Consider the following 17,480-nt stretch of genomic DNA (forward strand, 5'->3'; position numbering starts at 1 on the left):
TTACTGCTCCAAACTTTCCAATACGGTTTTAATTTCGCTGTTCAAACTAAGTGCATTATAAATCGCAGTCAAGGCTTCAGCACGTGACGCATGATACTTAGGTCCAAACTGACTCGTACTTATACCCGAAAGCACACCGGCTTGTGCTAATTGTTTAATCGTATCAGCCGCAAAAGAAGCGGACAAGTCGGTGAAGCTTTTTTCATTCAAGGTGTCCTTTTTCAATCGGTCTAAATCCAAGATTCGCGCCAAAATGACAGCCATTTCTTGACGGACAATTGTTTGATCCGGTTTAAAAGTACCATCCTCATAACCGTTTAATACTCCAGCTGCGGTCAATTTTGTTATGGCATCCTGCGCCCAGTGATCCCCAATATCGTTCAAAGCCACAGGCTGATTTCCACCACTAATATCGAAGATTCTAGAAATGATAGCAGAAAACTCCGCACGGGTAATTTCACCATCAGGTCTGAAACTGCCATCCTTATATCCGTTTACGATACCCAGCTTAGAAAACGTGTCGACCGTCTTTTCTGCCCAATGTCCTTGTAGGTCTGACGGTTTAACACTAGTAGAAGAATTTAAAGCAGATTCTGCTTTGGACTTTATATTCTGCAGTACTTTGTTGTCTGCAACCACTACGTTACTGTTGAATATGTCTTGCACAGGAGCAGTTGGCTCAGTCACCAATTCTTCAGATACAGGTACAGTTACTGGTTCTTTAGATACAGTCACCGATGGAGATGATACAGCTGATGTTGCCGTATTGCTGCTGGAATCATCGCTAGAACGGTCCCTGTTTCGATGCCCAGACCCGCCGCCACTGGAACTACTGGAATCACTGCCAGCATTATTGGGTGCGGGAGCAGCAACAGCTGTTACGGTAACTGGAACATTAAAGCTATATCCGCTGTATGTGGCGGAAATTACCGTGTTCCCTTCTGAAAGCGCTCTAATCTCTCCCTGAGTAACCGTAGCGACATTCGCATTGCTGGAAGTCCAAGTTGCTTCTTCACTGACATCAATCTCTGAAGAGTCCGATTTTACAACTTTTGCTATAGCCCGTTCTGTACCCCCTACCAGCATTTGACCATTATTGATAGAAACACGCAATTCCGTGTGACTATCATCTGTTGGTATCGGATCTGGTGTTGGCACCGGATCTGGTGTTGGTACCGGATCCGGCGTTGGTACTGGATCCGGCGTTGGTACCGGATCTGGCGCTGGTACCGGATCTGGCGTTGGCACCGGATCTGGTGTTGGTACTGGATCTGGCGTTGGTACTGGATCTGGCGTTGGTACCGGATCTGGTGTTGGTACTGGATCTGGTGTTGGTATCGGATCTGGTGTTGGTACCGGATCTGGTGTCGGTGCTGGGTTGATAGTGAATGCAACGGTAGCTGTTGAACTCTTCGCATCTAATGCTCCGTTCGTTGTACCGTCATCAATCACAGTATAATCAAAACTTGCCGGGCCCTGGTAGCCTGAATTCGGAGTGAATAGTACAACCGCTCCGTCTAGAACTACCGTCCCACCTTGTGCATTTTCTACCGATGCGATGCTCAGATGTTGTAAGTTCTCGTTGACAGGGCCTGCCGTGTCGTTTGCTAAGAGTTCATCAATAGCGATAGATTGTGCCCCTGCACTTGCCGATAACGATGGTAGTGTATCATTCACAGCTATCGGACTGTTGTTTACCTCACTCACAGTGATTTTGGCTTGGTTCGGCTCGCTGATCCCTGTTCCACTCATATCTAGTGATGATTGTACGTCGAAACTGAAATGATCACCTGACGGAGAGTTAGCATAAAGATTTGGCGTAAATTTAAGCCCTGCTTCGCCATCCGCTACAGAAATAAATTGACCATCTCGGATTTCCATTACCCCATCATTTTTATAGAGGGTTCCACCAATAATGTTTGAGATTCTAAAGTACGACACGTCAGATCCATCCACTTGATTACGAGTAATGATCAAACCGTCAAAGCTTTGTTTGTCTTCCTCTGTCAAAGCATCAGTCACGTTAGGGACATCAGCGACGGAATTTACTGTAAAAGAGGCTTGCTTGACCACCGACTGCGGGACTGAGACGCCGTTCGATGTTCCATCATCGGTGACGGTAAAAGAGAAGCTAGCGGTTCCATTAAAATTCGGCTGAGGTGTAAAAATTACATTTGTTCCATCTAAACGTACAGCCCCTCCTGCGATGCTGCTGACTGAGGATATCGTTAGGTGTTGACCATTCTCATTCGGACCGGCAGACGCATGCGCAAGCAGTTCTGCAAAAGGAATTGTCCGCTCTCCTGAGTCTTCTGTAATGGAGGATAGCGTTTCGTCTTGCGCTGCCGGGGGATCGTTTACTTCCGTAACATGGACAACAGCCTTAGTGGCATCGCTCAGTCCATTACTCGTTGCACTCTGAGCCGCCTGCACATCAAAAGAGAAGGTATCTCCCGCTGCGTTGTTGGCGTTTGCCATAGGCACAAACCTCACGCCATCCCTAGCTTCTGCTGCTGTGATAAACGTTCCGTTGGAAATCTCGGTGATACCATCGCTATGATACAGCCTGCCTCCGATAATGTTCGTAATTTGATAATGTGTCACTACCGTTGAATCTTGCGGGTTTGGTGTAATGGTTATATTAGATGTTGGGATATCTTCCTCAGTAGTCACAGCGGCTACCTCAGGCATTTTAGACGAAACAGCCGAGGCTGATGTTTCCAATATCAACTGGGGAATATCTACGCCGTTGTCGTCGGCTGAATATGTAATTTCCGAATAGTCTCCAGGGTTCCCTGCTTCGTTGGCAAGCAATGCAAATGAGACCATACCATCCGTCTGTTGTTGTACAAAATGGGTAACATCAAAATCAACCCATCCTACTTGAAGGTCTGAGCCTGTTTTCGTATCCGAAGGCTGATCCAGCGGGTTTAGCGGAAAAGCTCCGCTGCTCCAAACATCAGCAGTCGATCCATACACGATCAAAAAAGGATTCTGGTTAGAGCTGTAGCTGATAGAAGAGATATGAATACGCAAGGTTGCCTTCGTTACAACCTTCCCAGTCAGCTCGGGCATTTTAAACTGAATCGCTGATCTGTAATATCCTAACACTGCATCCGAAGATCTGCCAACATAGTTTTCTGGTGCATCCATCCAAACGTCGGCAGACTTGCTCCATGTTCCATCTTGGATTAATTTGGGCTGTTCGGTTGGTGCCGCACCAGCATCCGCCACTAAAATTGCCGATGAAAAGATTAGTGATACTGCTGTTAATGCACATGTGAATCGTTTAGTAGACTTGCAAAAATGCATACCTTTCCTCCTGTTGAAATAAATCTATGATTGCTGCTTGATATTATACAATTTCGTCACTGAACAAATTCTGAACAATTGCATTTTATCCTTCTATTCAACCAGCTCAGCAAGAATACGAGCAATTTGCCCGCTGTTTATTCAGTTGAATGGCTTCCGTGGATGAGCTATTGTAAGGATAGGATACTTTTGCCAGATAAAACAACTTACAGGAGGTCGTTTTTCTTGATGATCCTTGAACTGGTGGGCTTTATTTCTACTGCTGTCTTATCTACGTTTTTTTCCTTTCGATACCGCTTGTGGAGACAACTATAGTGAGAAGTGAACAAGAGATGCTGCATACCATTCTCCAATTTGCTCAAGAAGATGAACGGGTACGTGCCGTGATTATGAATGGTTCACGCGCCAATCCACATGCTCCACGAGATATTTTTCAGGATTATGACATCGTCTTTCTCGTATCTTCCATGGACAGCTTTATTCAGGAACGTCACTGGATTCGCCGCTTTGGAGAATTGATCATTATGCAGACACCCGATGAGCATGTGGAGCCTACTGTGACGTTCCGTGATCGCTTTGCTTTTCTCATGTTATTTACGGATGGCAATCGCATTGATCTTACCCTCTGCCCTGTGACTAACATCGCCAATTGGCCTCGAGACAGCTTAAGTGTACTGCTGCTGGATAAAGACGGCCTGGTGGAGCCTTTCCCACCGCCAAGTCTTCAGGATTATAAGACGGTCCCTCCAACCGCCCAAACCTATGCGGATTCCTGCAACGAATTCTGGTGGGTCAGTACTTATGTGGCTAAAGGATTATGGCGACATGAGCTTCCCTATGCCAAATTCATGTTGGATCGACCTGTAAGAGATGCGCTTCACTTCATGCTGGAATGGCATATGGGTATACAAACTAACTTCACGGCAGATCCAGGTAAGCAGGGAAAATATTTCGAGAAGCACCTTGAGCCTGAACATTGGACGGCCTACATCCAAACGTTTGCGGATGCAGATTATGAACATATGTGGCAGTCTCTTTTTATCATGGGTAATTTATTTAGAGAAGTTGCCCAGAAGGTGGCGAACCATTATGGTTATAGATACCCGATTGAGGACGATCAACGTGTAACAAACTATCTCTATCACGTAAAAGCTCTCCCTGCAGATGCAACGGGCATCTATTAAAGAAAAAAACCAGTCGGGCACTTGATTTACATGTGCTAGCCTGGTTTTTTTATACTCTAACATTATTTGACCTATATACGTTTGGAATCTGCTGTCTCCTAATATTAGTTTTCGGTCAGCACCCGGTCGCCTCTGCTCGCAGGCTGAGAGATAACCAAAAATTCAACATCCTCACTCGTTTCATTAAACATTTGATGAGGCACCATAGGAGGAACCTCACACCCTTCCTGAGATCCTAATTGGATGCGTTCACCATCCACTTCAAGTACCGCTGCACCTGATAAAATAAAGAAAAATTGGCGCGCATGATGATGATAATGTCTGACTTCATGTGTATTTCCCGGCATGCGCTCATGAATAATACTCAAATCATCATTTTTCACCAAGCGCCAACCATCACATTGTTCTCCCCATATATAATGTTCAGAATTATGTTTACTTATTTTCAAATTGACTCCCCCTTTGTAGTTACAGTTTTATTGTAAATCTGGATTCACTGAGCTACAATCTTAATTATAAAAAACGATAGAACCCATGTAAAAAAACTCTGAGTCCGACCATTTTTAGATATCCGCCTCGATAATTTCCTCCAACTTAATCCAGCTAAAATCCTCTTCCCCACGAGATAGCTTCACTTCTCGCCGACTTGTGTTAATCACTGTAACCAGTCCGCGCAGCTCCTCATCATCAAACGGATTAAACACTCTTAGTGTAATAGGCTTCCGTTCGTTATAGGATACGATAATGGCCTGTTCAATCTGCTGTATCTCCTGATCGTCCAGTGTCGGCTTGCCGCGTCTTCCCTGCTCCTTCATCAGTCTTACATATGCCTCCCGATGCTCAGGCAAAATCATACGCGAGCTTTCCCATATGCCATTTCCTTCAAGCTTTTTTCCCATCGTAAGCCCCTCCTATGCTGTTCTGGTTACCGGATGCCATGCCAATACATGATCTAATCGAAAAACACGTGGCTGACCAGTTTGCAAACAGGTGGCCCGGATTAAACCATTCTGCACACGATGCACCTCTATCTGCCGATGAGACAGTTTGCCCTTTCGGTCCATATACACGATTTCCACGATCTGTCCCACATATTTCTCCAGCATCATCCTTCACTCCTCATCAGAACGTTTGTTTGTATTATATGCGAACATGCGTTTGATTATCAATGTAAAAAAATCCCCTGAGGGAGTTGCCTCTCTCAAGGGATTTAAAACTCATAGGTGGACAGCTTAATATCCTCTTTATTCAAATCTTTCAGCGGATACACAGGGCCATTCCAATAAGTCAAAATATTAAGTGGCTCATTAGTACCATGCTCCTTTAAAGTGTGAGATAATTCGAGCAATACATGTGGAAGTTGATAAGAGCTTGTTAAAAATTGATATTCTTCTGGACTTTCGCAGTCTTCTGCTCGATAAAATACAAAGTAACCCTCGGTATAATCCCCAATGAGTACAATATAACGAGCAAGAAACATAATTTCACCATTGGCAAACGGAATGGAAAATGTCGAAGCAGAGATTAAATCTGTCTCTAATGCCTCTATACGAACGGTGAGTTCATTGTTTAGAGCATCCATTTTTCCCCTTTGTTCACTGATGAGGTGTTCATAATTTACAGGAACAAGCCCCCCACTCTTGATCGTAGCGATCAGTTCATCTATAAATACTTTTTGAGACAATACTCGATTGCTCATCCTATTCATCTCCATATTCGTGAAAAATAAGCATGAAACTCCCGCTTCAATATGTTCAATATTATGTATTAAAAGCTTGATTCATTAATTATCCAGCATTTTTGTGACGGCATTCACGACCCTTTCCATCTCAAATGGCTTCACAATAAAATCTTTTGCCCCTGCCTTAAATGCTTGTATAATTGCTTCCTGCTGACCCAAAGCGGAACACATTAAGATGTTGGCTTTAGGATCAAGCTCTACAATCTTTTTAACAGCCTCAAGCCCATCCATTTTAGGCATATTAATATCCATGGTAATTAAATCTGGTCGAAAGTGTGCATATTTCAAAACTGCATCATATCCATTTTCCGCTTCTGCAATAACAGAGTGACCTAAATCCAACAGAATATCCTTAAGCACAGAACGCATAAATAAAGAATCATCCACTATTATAACTGTTGCCAAGTTAACCTCTCCAATCCGTTGTCATATGATATGCACGCCCAAACTTCAATATCGGTGAAAAAACTAGTTATATTAATAGAAAGAATCTGTAAAAAGAAAAACGCTACCATTGAATTATAAAAGAAATTTGAAACTAGCTACTACAGCATTAATTTCAATAAAAACGTTTCGCAATGACGTAAATCATTCCTGTAGTATGAAGATTACAAAGTACTAGGTATTCAATGAACCCTTAGCACTATGCAGGAGAATTTAAAGTGAGAAGAATCATTGGGTCAACTCCTTAAACAGACATAAAAAAAGACATCGGTATCATACCGACATCTTTTTTTAAACTATTCGTTTAAAGTTTGCTTATTCATTCAGAGCTTTTTTCAAAGCCTCCAGATTGTTTTTCATCACACCAAGGTAATCCAGGTTTTTCTGCTTGTCTTCATCCGTCAGTCCTTCAAGCGGATTCAGCACATCCGTTTTCGAACCAATTTCTGTAGCTACGGTCTCAGCGACCTTCGGATCAACCAATGTTTCAAAGAAAATCGTCTTCACATTATTTTCTTTAGCAAACTTGATAATACCTGCCAACTTGTCCGGCGTAGGCTCCTGCTCTGGAGATAATCCGGCAATTGGCACTTGGGTCAGACCATATTGCTTAGCCAAATAGCTAAAAGCAGCATGCTGCGTAATAAAGTCTTTACGTTTTACATTTTTCAGACCCGTTTTGAATTCAGTATCCAGCTCTTTCAGCTTAGCAATATAAGCATCAGCGTTTTTCTCATAGTCCGCTTTGTTTGTAGGATCGGCTTTTACAAGCCCTGCTTCTATAGCTTCTACTTCTTTCTGAGCTAAGACTGGATCAAGCCATACATGAGGGTCCAGCACATGATCGTGATCATGGCCTTCCTCTGCGTGTGCTTCTTCTCCTTCTTCCTCCTCGGCAGATCCTTCCATCAGGTTCAACCCTTTGCTTGCTTCAACTACTACACGCTTATCATTCGATGCGCTGCTCAAAGCCTGTTCTGCCCAACCTTCGACGATCCCGTTATATACAAATACGTCAGCATCCTTAACCTGTGCCATATCCTTGGCGCTTGGCTCCCAATCATGCGGCTCAGCACCGGCAGGAATCAACGCGGTTACGTTAGCATGGTCTCCGGCAACTTGCTTGGTGAATTCATACATCGGATAAAAAGTGGTGACTACATTCAGCTTTTTACCACTGTCCGCTGTTTGTGCCGGATTAGGTTCAGTTTGAGATGCATTCGTGGCTGCATGATCAGATTTAGCTCCGCAACCGGCCAAAATAAGTGCTAGCCCCGCGGATAATACAAATGATTTTTTGAACCATGTATTCATATTCATAACTCCTTATGTGTTATTTTTCAAAAAACGCTTACTGACCTGCCGCATTCTTACGTCGGGAAGCCTGTTGCTTGCCAAGCTTACGGACCAGCTTTTGAATACTAGCTCCTACGATCAGGAATAATAAGAGCACCATAGCAATCGTCCCACCTGGGGGTGTACTGAGTTCATATGATGCGGTTAATCCCATAAATACGCCGATCAATGCGGTGATCATGGATATCCAGATAGCTGCCGCGAAGCTCGGTGCAATTCGAATCGCCAGCGCAGCAGGCAACACGATTAGTGAGGAGACAAGCAGTACACCGACAATCGGCATGGCTGCGGCTACAATCATCCCAGTCAAAATACTAAACGCAAACGAGATAGACTTGACAGGAAGACCATTGGTCTTTGCCGTTTCTTCATCAAAGGTAATCTGGTACAAAGGCCGTCGGAACACGAAAAAGAAAATACCTCCGATGACAGCCACAACGATCATCAACATCAGCTCGGTCTGATTGACGGCTACTACCGAACCAAACAAATAAGCGGAAAAGCCTTTGTTAATGCTCTGATTCAGATTCATTAAAATAACAGCCGTTGAGAGGCCACCTACCATAATAATAGCCACAGAAATCTCACTATACGTTTTATAAGATCTGCGGACGTATTCAACAATAATCGCACCGATCACCGCAACAATAAATCCAGTTATCGTCGGGTTAATCCCTAAATAGGCACCTGCTGCCACCCCTGCCAGCGATACATGCGATAGCATGTCCGCCATGAGAGCCTGACGCCGTAGCATCAGGTATACTCCAAGCACCGAGGCCAGCAGTGCAATTACCCCACCGGCACAAAATGCCCGCTGCATGAAGTCGTAGTGCAGCATTTCCATCCGCCATCTTCCTTCCTTTCAAGCTCAATAATACGATCCAGATAATGTTGTACTTCCGATAGTCCATGGGTAACCATGACTACAGTTCTTCCATATTCCTTAACCTGCTGATTCATCAGATCGTAGAAGTGATGTCGGCTTTCCTGATCCATTCCGGTCGTGGGCTCATCCAAAATGAGCAAATCCGATTCCTGAGCAAGTGCCCTTGCCACACAAATACGCTGCTTCTGTCCACCAGACAATTCGCCGATTTTGCGGTGCCGTAAATCCCACATCCCTACTTGACGAAGCGCCTGCTCTGTCAGATCATGATCCTCAGCCCGCATCCGGCGCAGCCAAGAGCCATGAGTATATCTACCCGAACGGACAAATTCCAGGATGGTACTTGGAAATCCTCCATTGAAGGCAGCAATTTGTTGTGATACAAATCCGACAACGAGCTTTTTACCTTCACCTGTACGGTCGGACATAAACACTTTGCCCTTCCAAGGCTGAAGTAAACCGAGCAGCAACTTGAGCATCGTCGATTTGGAAGCACCGTTGGGTCCAGTGATCGCCACAAATTCTCCGGAAAAAATTTCAACATTGGCATCCACCAAGTTAGGAACATCTCCGTAGCCAAATGTGACCTGTTCCAATGAGGCCAATAACATGACGCAAATCTCCTTTTCCTTTAAAAAGCCTGGAGCCATCTGAGCGGTCATCATAGCGCAGATTCTCCAGGTCGTTTATGATCATTAAACCATCTACCGTAATTATTACGATTTGGTAATAAAAAAATAAGCGCTTGATAAACGTAACCTTTACGCATTAGCAAGTTTAACAGTTTAGGCAAGGTTCGTCAATGTTTTGGCAACTCTTTTGTTTGTTTATTTCACTTTGTCCGGGTACAAGCCTGCTGCCAAGGTTTTCAGTGCAATCGGTGCTCGCACACCTTCAGCCGCTGCGGATAGAGGCAGCACCACAAATCGTTTGTTTTTGATCGCTTCAACACCAGCCAGCGCGGGCTTGCTCAACAGAAGCTTTTCTTTATCCGCCAGTGAAGTATCTCCGTAGTCGAGAATAATAATAACATCAGGGTTGCGGTTCACGACCTCTTCCCAGCTTACTTCCGTAAAACTTTTATCGATATCATCAAAAATATTTTTCGCCTTCACACTTTTAATCAAAGACGTCAGATAATTGTTGGCAGCCGTAAATGGCTTGTCTTCGCCGCTGTCATAAACAAAAACCTTGGGTGCCCGTTCAACCGTGCCAATTTGAGTCTGAATGGACTGCACTTGTGCACGAATGTCATTTACCAGTTTTTCTGCACGCTCCTCAACCCGGAAAATACGTCCAATATTTAGTATATCCCGATATACATCTTCTAATATAGGACCCGGCTTATTGGAGGATTCCTGTACATAGGTTTGCACGCCCTGTTGGGCAAGCTCCTCACGGGAACCCAGATTTTTATCATTAAAGGCACTCTTCCAGCCCGCATAGGCAAAATCTGGTGCAGCTGCCATAAACACCTCTTTGGACGGATATTGTTTGGCTAGAACCGGGATTTTATCATATTGAGTCTTATATTTCGGTAAAATCTGATCATCCAAATAGGCGGTTCCTACCATGGAAGATTCCAGTCCAAGGGCCAGCATAACTTCTGTCGCATGCTGGTTCAATGTAACCGCACGTTTGGGCGCTTCGGGAAATACCATTTTTACACCCATGTTCTCAATCTCTACTGCCTTCTCTTGGATTGTTGATTGCGATGCATCAGATTGCTGCCCGTTTGCAGATGAATTTGTGGTTTGAGCCGTGTTTCCTGCTGCGCAGGCCGATAATAACAGCATCGCCAAAACTAGCATAACCAGCGGTAATGCGGGTTTGCTACATTTATTCATATGTAACGTCTCCTCTTTCATTCACAGTTTTATCTTACCTTATCGAATCACCATTCTGCCTGTTAATGTCATAGATGGTCTCCACCTCTAAGAGAATCCGGTAAAAAGGTAATACTCGGTTTCCCGGTTTTCGGATGAATACGAATTTCTGTTTCCACCCCGAATACACTGCGTAGCAGGTCAGGCTGAAGCACATTCTCTGTTATGCCGGAGGCTACCACCTTGCCTTCTTTTAATACATACAATCGGTCACAATAACATGCCGCCAAATTTAAATCATGCAGTGCAGCTAAAGCAGTGATCTGAAGTGTTTTGACCAAATCGAGAATTTGCAGCTGATACCGGATATCGAGATGATTCGTCGGCTCGTCCAAAATGAGAAATTTCGCTTGTCCGGCCAAAGCCCTGGCGATTAATACCCGTTGCTTTTCACCGCCCGACAGGGTAGCAAACCCCTGATCCGCTTGAGCATTCATGCCTACCCGCTCCAGCGCCTGCTCAACCAGTTCATGATCGAAGACAGTATCTGCTTCCAGCAGTTTCTTATGAGGATGGCGGCCCATCAGGACGATGTCCCGTACTGAAAAATCAAACGTTTGGGGCGCATCCTGACTTACCACTGCCATTTGTCGTGCTGTCTCTTTGTACTTCATCCGTAGTAAATCCCGGCCATCCAGCGTCACCAAACCACTATCAGGTCTTAGCACACGATACATATTCTTAAGCAACGTCGATTTGCCACTGCCATTTGGACCGATCAGCCCGACCAGCTCTCCCGTTTTTACCTGGAGACTGATACCGTCGATCAATCGTTTATCGTGAATACTGAAGGTCACGCCTTCGACTTCTATATTCATTTTTCGCCTCCAAACGAGTAGGAACTGCGCCGCAGCAACCACACAAAAAAGGGTCCGCCGCACACAGCCGTTACAATACCAATCGGCAGCTCCTGTGGAGCCAGCACGAGCCGGGCACATACGTCTGCCCACACGACGAAGATAGCTCCCGAAAGCAGGCTGACAGGCAGGACACGCCGATGATCCGATCCCACTATTAGCCTAACGATGTGTGGAATCATAAGCCCGACAAAACCAATCGAGCCACTCACTGATACGACTGCCCCGGTTAAAAGGGAAGCGACAACAACCAATAATACACGGAACGCCTGCACGTTCACACCGAGCGTTACGGCGGCTTCTTCTCCTGTCAGCAAAGCATTCAATGAGCGGCATCGGGTCAAAAGGACAGCCGTTCCCACCGCTATAATAAGGCTTGGAATGAAAAGCGTATCCCATTGAGCGCCTGCCAGACTTCCCATCATCCAATACATCGCGTCACGGATGCCTTTTTCATTCGGGGCCATCGTAACGATAAAGCTAGTCACAGCCGACAGCATCATAGATACCGCCACCCCTGCCAACAGCAAGCGGGTCGTCGATATCCGTCCGGCCACACGAGCCAACGCAAACACCATAAGCATCGCAGCTAGAGAGCCTGTAAAAGCAGATATGGGCAGTGTAAGTCGTCCCAAAAATCCAAAAGCTCCAAACACAATAACTAACGTCGCTGTCACTGAAGCACCCGATGAGACTCCTAGAATATAGGGGTCCGCTAACGAATTGCGAATTAATGCCTGTATAGCCGCTCCGGTAACAGCAAGTCCTGCTCCCACGACAACACCTAGCAGCACACGCGGAAAGCGAATTTCCCAGACGATATATTGCTCCGGTTTGGTCCATGTCACGGGTATCCACTGATCCAGCCAGGGCAGATGGGACAGCGCAATTCGCCATACTGTCCCTGGAGCGACAGCCACAGGACCCAGCATGACCGCAAGTGTAACTGACAGCACCAGTCCCGCAGTTAATAGCAGCAGAATTGTTGTAAATCTCCATGGAGGCTTCCCTGCTAGATCAGCTCGAGAATGAGGCTTGGATGAATAAACGCTATTTGTTCTCGAAATCATGAACTAGCCAGTGGCTTTGCAGCCGCTTCAAGCTTTTTCAATCGTTCCCCGATCTCAGAAGCAGAGAAATTCTCGCCCATGATCACCACTACATCGTTCACTGGCTTTTGCGGTCGGATCGGGATGATTTCCAGCTCACGATAGGCAAATTGAAACATCATTTGACCCTCCGATTCCAAAAATCGCACGATTCCTTTGGCCCGGTAAATTTCAGCAGGCAAACTGCGGAACAACTGTTCAAACTCGGAGCGTGACACAGGTTGTCCAAAAAAATGCGTATGAACAACTACATGGTCGTAGGAATGATAATGCTCTCCGTGTTCATGTTTATGGTCGTGATGCTCGGGCTCATGATAGTCATGAGGATGATGGCCTGTATGATCATCATGACCATACGTGTGAAAATGAGCTTCCGCATGCTGATGATCATTCGCGATATCGACTGTGGACTCCTTTTGCCGTGAAACATCCATCCGTTTCTCTCCTTGAATGGAGAAAAAGGCACCCAAATCTACGTCACTACGCTCCGTGCTTACAGTCAAAGCATAAGGATTTAATTCTTTTACAAGGGCCTGTACTTTTTGCAATTCTCCCGCAGCCAATAAATCAGTCTTGTTAATAATCAGTTTGGAAGCACATCGCAGCTGATCCTGCATCAAACGAAACGACTTGCTTCTCTCACTACCCAAGGAGAAATCCAGAAATTGACGCGCATCCACGACCGTGATAACAGATTGTAAAACCATAGAAGAATATATGGAGGCATCTGTCACTGCATCTACAATCTCCATTGGATTAGCCACTCCGGTACATTCTACAATAATCACATCTGGCTTATATTCCTCGGCAAGATTCATGAGCTCGACGCCCAAATCTCCGCGAATGGTACAGCATATACAGCCACTGAGCATTTCCTTCATGGGGGCTTGGTCGTTCACCAAACTGCCGTCCAGATTAACATCACCCAACTCATTCATCAGAATAGCTGGCTTGAGCCCCTGCTCCTTGTAGTAAGCCAGCGCATGCTGAAGAAGAGTTGTTTTCCCGCTGCCCAAAAATCCGGATAAAACAACAATCGGTATCATATAATCCTCCTTGTCTTTACAGCACTAATATGGATCGTACCGTAAAAGTTTTCTTCTTGCAATCATTTATCGAATTTTAATCGTAATAATTACTATTAACAAACATAAATATATATGACCACGCTTTGAATTGTCAATATAGGAGGTGATTCAAGCATAATCCTGCGGCATGATTGTCCCAACACAGGCATAGGATGTAGATAAGAACCCTTATTCCCAAGGAGATGTGGAATGAAAAACCGTACGCTGTTGAAGATGCTGCCTTTTATGATTCCGTTTGCCTTTCTCATCCCTGTGCTTATTACGCTATCTCCTCAGTGGCTTCGTTTGTTAGATATAGGGCAGCTGCAGTCATTAAAGACGGTATTTATGGGTATTTTTCTGGAGGCTGTTCCGTTTCTCCTGATCGGTGTGCTTGTTTCATCCCTTTTACAGTGGCTTGTACCGGAGACATGGATTCGTAAAATAGCGCCTGCCCATCCTGTGTCGGGTGTCCTGCTCGCCTCCTTGCTAGGTATGCTGTTTCCCATCTGTGAGTGCGGCATGATCCCTGTCGTTCGCCAATTAATGCTCAAGGGAATGCCTGCCTATATGGGTATCACTTTTATCTTAAGCGGACCTATTATCAATCCCGTAGTACTGGCTGCGACGATGATGGCTTTCCCTTCCCATCCTGAGGTCACTGCCGTTCGAATGGGTTTGGCCTTTGTCGTTTCCGCGACCATCGGATTGATCATATATGCCTTTGTGCGTGTGCATCCGCTCAAACGGTCTTTGCTCTCTTTTAACCAACAAAAGCAGAACAATCAGACTCATCGGCATAACCGCACATGGCGGGGATTTTTTGTACATGCTGGCGACGAGTTTTTAGACATGAGTAAATATCTCATTATCGGTGCATTATTGACAGCTTGTATCCAAACCTTTATCCCACGTGACGAAATGCTTTCGTTAAGCAATGGAACGGCTGGCTCGTACGCCTTTATGATGGGCTTTGCCTACGTGCTATCGCTATGTTCCACCTCTGATGCCTTTGTAGCTACTGCTTTTTCGCATACCTTTACACTGGGTCCGCTGGCAGCCTTTCTTGTACTCGGCCCGATGCTTGATTTCAAAGGCACACTCATGCTGCTCAGCACCTTTCGCACCAAATTTGTCGTGATCTTGGGCTTACTCATTATTTTACTCGTCCTGATGGGATCTATAGCTGCTGAATGGTTATTGGGGAGGTAAATACAAACGTGAATTCAACCTTTAGCATCCGCTGTCAATATGGCATGCGCTCCTTGCTCATGATCGGATTAGCTGTATACATCATCACATTACATCGCACAAGTGCACTTCATTACTACTTGGCTCCGCACATGCAAAAGCTGCTTTTACTCTGTCCTGTGCCACTCATATTCATCGCTTTGGCGATGGCATGGCACGTAATCGTGGGAAGCCGGGATGGTGAAGATGTATGCGATTGCGAACATCCTTTACCGCAAAGCTGGTTCAAAAAAACTCTCGTATATGGAATGCTGCTCATTCCGTTGCTGTTCGGATCACTGCTGCCCAATCAGGCGCTTGGCAGTGATATGGCAGCCAAAAAAGGTATGTCCTTCACCTATCCCAACCCGGATATCCGACGAAAAACAGACATACAAACCACGAACACACCCGCAGCCTCCCTTTTATCCACTCCATCTTTCACACCAACTTCGCTCCCTCTAAAGGGAAAATGGAGTCAGGAAGCGCTGGATAAGCTGTTCGTTCCACCCGATGAGTACAATGTAGAATTCGCCGAGCTGGCGAAACGTCTGTATCAGCAACCCATTATACAGATCCATCCGGAGATTTTTTCCGAAACTATAGGAGCGATCGAACTGTATAAGCACGCTTTTCAAGGAAAAAAAGTACAGGTGACTGGCTTTGTCTATAAAGACGACAACCTACCGGGTAAAGGTCTATTTGCAGTAGGAAGGTTCCTCGTTATGTGCTGTACTGCCGATGCCATGCCATTCGGGGTTATCGTCCAATCCCAGAACCCTCCGTCCTTTGACAAGGATACCTGGGTGACTATTGAAGGAACACTGCATGCAACGCAAAAGGATAATGCACCCGTACTTGAAATTCGATCCGATAAAATAACGACTGTCAAGCAGCCAGAATCCCCTTATGTCTATACCCAAGCAGACTCGGTAGCAACCTATGATCGCTTGAATACGGCACACTAAACCCGCCAAGGAGGAAAAATGATGAACAAAGTTCCTGTTATATTAATCAGTGGTTTTCTTGGAAGCGGCAAAACGACACTACTTTTGCGGCTGTTAGCCTATACTCGTCAGATTCCTCTTCGTGCTGCTGTTTTAATGAACGAAATGGGCGAATATGATGTAGACAGCGCTATTATTTCAGAGGAAATGCCTGACGTAACAGTGGAAGGACTGCTAGAGGGGTGCATTTGTTGCAGCAAAAGAAATGAGCTGGCTGGCGCACTGCACACCCTGCTCAGCCAAGAGCCAGATGTGATCTTCATGGAGACCACCGGAGTAGCCAACCCCGAGCAGGTGTTGGAGGAACTTCGCTCTCCACTGCTGGCAGATCGGCTGTATCTGGTTCACGGCATCAGTGTGGTGGATGCTGAGCTGTTCCATGAATACAACAGCCGCTTCACTGCAGACAAAGAGCTGGTTCGGACTCTGCACGGACAGCTTCGCTCCGCCGACTTTATTGTTGTGAACAAAACGGATGTCGCAAATAGCCGTGAAGTGGCTAAGGTCGTCAAGAACATCCGCAAGCTCAACGATACGGCCAAGTTGCAAACTACTGAGTATAGCCGCATTGACCTTGAACCACTGCTGGAACCTGTCCTGAACTCCGTATGGGTTGACCCGAAACCTGTACAAGTATTTCAACATACATCGGCACAGATGCAGCCCAACGATGCAGAAGCATCGCCTATCCCAATTCCCGCTAAAGATAACGAAAGACCTAGCAATGCCTCCAGAAGTACCGCATTCAAAGTAATTTCTGCACACCGTCAAAACCACAGTCACGATCACGACCTCCCCCATTCCTTTTCTCGTCTGGAGAGCTTAACACTGCATCAATATTCTCCTCAGCCATTGGAAAAGCAACGATTAGAAGACTTCCTGACTGGGCTAGGTTCCTCGCTGCTTCGTGCGAAAGGTTATTGTGTGCTTCCGCATGAGGGTACAATGCTTTTGCAATTCTCAGGAAGTCACTTGGAATGGCAGCCCACCGCACTTCCGGTGAGCCAGGGATATGTCACACTCATTGGAGAGCAGCTTGACAAAGCGTCCATTACCGAGCAATGGGAACAGTGCTTCGTTTCGCTGTAGTCGACAGATTCGGCTCGAAATGAAATTCCCCTCCAAAATGTCTACGAAATTAAATTATAAAAGGCTGTTCCTTTGACCTTTAAAAGTCATGGAACAGCCTTTTTTTGTAACTATCATAAATTTGCATATACGCAGTATATACCTTATAGGATGTTATGTTGAATGATGGGAAAATAAAAAAAGCCGTCGAGGCATTCTCGACGACCTGAGTACGACTTGCAGAGTCATACTATTATTTGCTTGGCAACGTCCTACTCTCCCAGGACCCTGCGGTCCAAGTACCATCGGCGCTGGAGGGCTTAACGGTCGTGT

The 17,480-nt window shown here is 45.6% G+C and carries 17 protein-coding genes and 1 rRNA gene; 4 read left to right on the plus strand and 14 right to left on the minus strand.

Translation table 11 applies throughout. The annotated features are described in order from the left end of the window. Positions 1–3,312, minus strand: coding sequence for an S-layer homology domain-containing protein (locus HFD99_RS23960; RefSeq protein ID WP_123797150.1), 3,312 nt, complete (start codon positions 3,310–3,312; stop codon positions 1–3). A gap of 314 nt (positions 3,313–3,626) precedes the next feature. Here HFD99_RS23960 and HFD99_RS23965 point away from each other — a divergent pair, with 314 nt between their 5' ends. Further along, the gene (locus tag HFD99_RS23965) at positions 3,627–4,496 is read left to right on the plus strand and encodes an aminoglycoside 6-adenylyltransferase (RefSeq protein WP_031463435.1); all 870 of its coding nucleotides are present in this window, start codon (positions 3,627–3,629) and stop codon (positions 4,494–4,496) included. Positions 4,497–4,600: 104 nt separating this feature from the next. Here HFD99_RS23965 and HFD99_RS23970 read toward each other — a convergent pair whose 3' ends face one another. The 12 genes from HFD99_RS23970 to HFD99_RS24025 form a co-directional block, all read right to left on the minus strand. Further along, positions 4,601–4,945 (minus strand): cupin domain-containing protein, encoded by a 345-nt coding sequence (locus HFD99_RS23970; protein WP_031463434.1) that lies wholly within the window; start codon positions 4,943–4,945, stop codon positions 4,601–4,603. A 114-nt stretch (positions 4,946–5,059) separates the two neighbouring features. Continuing rightward, the gene (locus HFD99_RS23975) at positions 5,060–5,395 is read right to left on the minus strand and encodes a YolD-like family protein (protein ID WP_016818450.1); all 336 of its coding nucleotides are present in this window, start codon (positions 5,393–5,395) and stop codon (positions 5,060–5,062) included. Between the two features lie 12 nt (positions 5,396–5,407). Further along, positions 5,408–5,602 carry a hypothetical protein gene (locus HFD99_RS23980; RefSeq protein WP_017428465.1) on the minus strand — a complete coding sequence of 65 codons (195 nt, stop codon included), beginning with the start codon at positions 5,600–5,602 and terminating at the stop codon, positions 5,408–5,410. A 104-nt stretch (positions 5,603–5,706) separates the two neighbouring features. Next, the gene (locus HFD99_RS23985; protein ID WP_016818449.1) at positions 5,707–6,195 is read right to left on the minus strand and encodes a hypothetical protein; all 489 of its coding nucleotides are present in this window, start codon (positions 6,193–6,195) and stop codon (positions 5,707–5,709) included. A gap of 84 nt (positions 6,196–6,279) precedes the next feature. Continuing rightward, complete coding sequence (locus HFD99_RS23990) at positions 6,280–6,642, minus strand: response regulator (RefSeq protein WP_014599711.1); 363 nt, start codon at positions 6,640–6,642, stop codon at positions 6,280–6,282. A 354-nt stretch (positions 6,643–6,996) separates the two neighbouring features. Then, on the minus strand, positions 6,997–7,995 hold the full coding sequence (locus HFD99_RS23995) for a metal ABC transporter substrate-binding protein (RefSeq protein ID WP_016818448.1): 999 nt from the start codon (positions 7,993–7,995) through the stop codon (positions 6,997–6,999). A gap of 37 nt (positions 7,996–8,032) precedes the next feature. Continuing rightward, a complete protein-coding gene (locus HFD99_RS24000; protein ID WP_016818447.1) occupies positions 8,033–8,881 on the minus strand; it encodes a metal ABC transporter permease in 849 nt (282 codons plus the stop codon). Then, positions 8,827–9,534: a metal ABC transporter ATP-binding protein gene (locus HFD99_RS24005; RefSeq protein WP_170973163.1), complete on the minus strand. Its 708-nt coding sequence runs from the start codon at positions 9,532–9,534 to the stop codon at positions 8,827–8,829. Before HFD99_RS24005 ends, HFD99_RS24000 begins: the two co-directional genes overlap by 55 nt. Before the next feature lie 216 nt (positions 9,535–9,750). After that, complete coding sequence (locus HFD99_RS24010; RefSeq protein WP_016818445.1) at positions 9,751–10,770, minus strand: ABC transporter substrate-binding protein; 1,020 nt, start codon at positions 10,768–10,770, stop codon at positions 9,751–9,753. 68 nt (positions 10,771–10,838) lie between these two features. After that, positions 10,839–11,627, minus strand: a complete 789-nt coding sequence (locus HFD99_RS24015; RefSeq protein ID WP_016818444.1) for an ABC transporter ATP-binding protein — start codon at positions 11,625–11,627, stop codon at positions 10,839–10,841. After that, positions 11,624–12,736 carry a FecCD family ABC transporter permease gene (locus HFD99_RS24020; RefSeq protein WP_017428463.1) on the minus strand — a complete coding sequence of 371 codons (1,113 nt, stop codon included), beginning with the start codon at positions 12,734–12,736 and terminating at the stop codon, positions 11,624–11,626. The genes HFD99_RS24015 and HFD99_RS24020 overlap by 4 nt, the downstream gene beginning before the upstream one ends. After that, a complete protein-coding gene (locus HFD99_RS24025) occupies positions 12,733–13,821 on the minus strand; it encodes a CobW family GTP-binding protein (protein WP_017428462.1) in 1,089 nt (362 codons plus the stop codon). Before HFD99_RS24025 ends, HFD99_RS24020 begins: the two co-directional genes overlap by 4 nt. Positions 13,822–14,052: 231 nt before the next feature. Between HFD99_RS24025 and HFD99_RS24030 the strand changes: the two genes are divergently transcribed. The 3 genes from HFD99_RS24030 to HFD99_RS24040 are packed head-to-tail and all read left to right on the plus strand — an operon-like array spanning position 14,053 to position 17,168. Next, positions 14,053–15,054 carry a permease gene (locus tag HFD99_RS24030; protein WP_123797149.1) on the plus strand — a complete coding sequence of 334 codons (1,002 nt, stop codon included), beginning with the start codon at positions 14,053–14,055 and terminating at the stop codon, positions 15,052–15,054. A gap of 8 nt (positions 15,055–15,062) precedes the next feature. Continuing rightward, positions 15,063–16,040: a TIGR03943 family putative permease subunit gene (locus HFD99_RS24035; protein ID WP_117289950.1), complete on the plus strand. Its 978-nt coding sequence runs from the start codon at positions 15,063–15,065 to the stop codon at positions 16,038–16,040. Between the two features lie 18 nt (positions 16,041–16,058). After that, a complete protein-coding gene (locus HFD99_RS24040; RefSeq protein WP_123797148.1) occupies positions 16,059–17,168 on the plus strand; it encodes a CobW family GTP-binding protein in 1,110 nt (369 codons plus the stop codon). Positions 17,169–17,406: 238 nt separating this feature from the next. Here HFD99_RS24040 and rrf read toward each other — a convergent pair. Continuing rightward, a 5S ribosomal RNA gene (rrf, locus tag HFD99_RS26145) occupies positions 17,407–17,480 on the minus strand; the annotation flags it as partial.

Source organism: Paenibacillus sp. EKM301P, assembly GCF_011800295.1.
GTDB classification, from domain to species: Bacteria; Bacillota; Bacilli; order Paenibacillales; family Paenibacillaceae; genus Paenibacillus; species Paenibacillus polymyxa.